The sequence below is a fragment of the Parafrankia sp. Ea1.12 genome, from assembly GCF_900465275.1.
Lineage (GTDB): Bacteria > Actinomycetota > Actinomycetes > Frankiales > Frankiaceae > Parafrankia > Parafrankia soli.
Genome location: NZ_UBIZ01000684.1, coordinates 1 through 1952, shown reverse-complemented (window position 1 = coordinate 1952; position 1952 = coordinate 1). Strand labels below are relative to the sequence as shown.

Here is a 1952-nt window from a genome sequence, read left to right as displayed (position 1 = left end):
CGAAATCCCCCGCACCCCCGAAATCGCCGGGGCCGTCTGGATTCTCCGTGTCGCCTGGATTCTCGAGGTACCCGCGGTCGACGGCGTCCCGGCTCCCGGCCCTGCCCGCGGCGTCCCCGGCACCAGCGGTGGCACCGGCACCAGCCGCGGCGGCACCGACGGCGGCAGCGGCGGTGCCGGCGGCGCCGTTCACCGCGACGGCGAGGACCGGGCGGGCCGGCCAGCGCTGCCCGATCGACTCCGCCAGCTCCGCCGGCCAGACCTCCGTCTCCGGCGGCAGGCCGGCGAGCGCGGCGCGGATCCGCCGACGGCCCCGCGCGCCGAGCGGCACCGGGCGCGGGCGGAGCAGACCACCCCCGGAGTCTGCCGCGACGATCAGCTCGTCCGCGTGGCCGTCGGCGCCAGCGGTCGCCGGGCCCGCCGCGCCCCGCATGGCGGCGGACGTCCCCGGCTCGCCCGACGAGATCCACATGCCCTCGCCGCCACCGAAGGGCCGCGGGCCACGCCGGCCGACCCCGCCGCCGACATCCCCGGCGGCGGGCCGGACGTCCAGGGTGACCGGGGCCGGGCCGCCGAGGTCGATCACGACGGCGGCCAGGCCCATCCGGACGGCCTCCGCGCACGCGTCGGGCAGCGTCACGGGAACGGGGCGCACCGAGGGGCGCCAGGCCGCCATCACGTCCACCGCACTGAACACCGGCAGCGCACCGGAGCCTGACGGCGTACGCAGGGTGACCAGGACCATGTCGCTCTTCTTGTCCGCGCCGGTCAGCGCGTCGGTGGCGAGAGCCCGGGCCTCGACCCCGACGAACACCCGGGCGCCAGGAAGCGCCGCGGTGAGCGCGGCACGGTCGCCTGAGCGCAGGGCCGCCAGCAACGCGGAGTCGGCACGGCCGTGGTCACCCTGCCCGGGTGGCGTCAGCAGGTCGGGGGACACCCCATCGACTGTAGTGCGTGAAAGTGGCGCTCCGGGACCACACCCGTCGCCTTTGGAGGGGTAGGCGGCCAGGTGTCCGGCGCCGGCGGTCGCGCGGGGTGGGGCCGGCTCGGCCGGTCCGACCCCACCCCGCGCGACCGGCTCAGCCGGTGCCCGGCGGACGGCCGCCCGGACCCGCCACGGACGCCGGGTCGACGGCCGTGGCGAGATCGTCGAACGCGGCCCGGGTGCGCTTGCGCAGGCTCCGCCAGGCGAACGGACGGCTGTCCGTCAGCGCCGGGTCGAACGGGACGACCACCACGAGACGGGCGCGGCCGGCCAGGTCGTCCAGGCGCTGCCGGGCGGCGCGGGTCAGCCGGGTGGGGTAGGTCTCGACCACGGCCACGAGCGCCGAGGCTGCGAGGTCGCGGCGGCCGGCCCCGCCGAGCGCGGTGAGCGCGTCGTCCGTCGCGGCCAGTTCGGCCTCGCCGGCCCGGGTGGTGACCACAACGAGATCACTGCGCGCGAGCAGGGTCGCCGGCACCGGCTGACTCCATCCCGACGGCCCGTCCGCGATGACCACCGGGAACCACCGGGCAAGCAGGTCCAGGGCCGCGGCCAGCTCGTCGCCGGCCAGGCCGGGCGCGGTGAGATCGTGCACGCCGGGCAGCACCTCGAGCCCGCCCGGACCGTCGGCGGCCAGGTAGCGCCGCAGCTCGGTCAGCGACGCGACCGGGGGCCGGGCCCCCGCCAGCTCGCGCAGCCCGACCCGGCGCGGCCGCAGACCGACCCGCTGGGTCAGCATGCCGTACTGGTCCGGGCAGGCGTCGACGGCGGCGATGCGGGAGTGGGCGCGCGCGGCGAGCGCCATGCCCAGGCCGGCCGCCACCGTCGTGCGGCCGCAGCCGCCACCGAACCCACCGACCAGGACCCGCAGGGCGCGTACCGCCGGACGCCGGTCCGTAGCGGGAACGACTTCGGCCGACGGCCGGGGCGTCTCGGACGCGGCCGGCAGCGGCGCGGCCGGCCGGGGCAC

The 1952-nt window shown here is 78.6% G+C and carries 2 protein-coding genes; both read right to left on the bottom strand.

The annotated features are described in order from the left end of the window. On the bottom strand, nt 1–937 hold a 937-nt coding region (locus FMEAI12_RS35505; RefSeq protein WP_235015124.1), incomplete at its 3' end, for an SseB family protein. A gap of 142 nt (nt 938–1079) precedes the next feature. Further along, nucleotides 1080–1952: MinD/ParA family protein (locus tag FMEAI12_RS35500; protein ID WP_368672145.1), on the bottom strand; the 873-nt coding region annotated here is incomplete at its 5' end.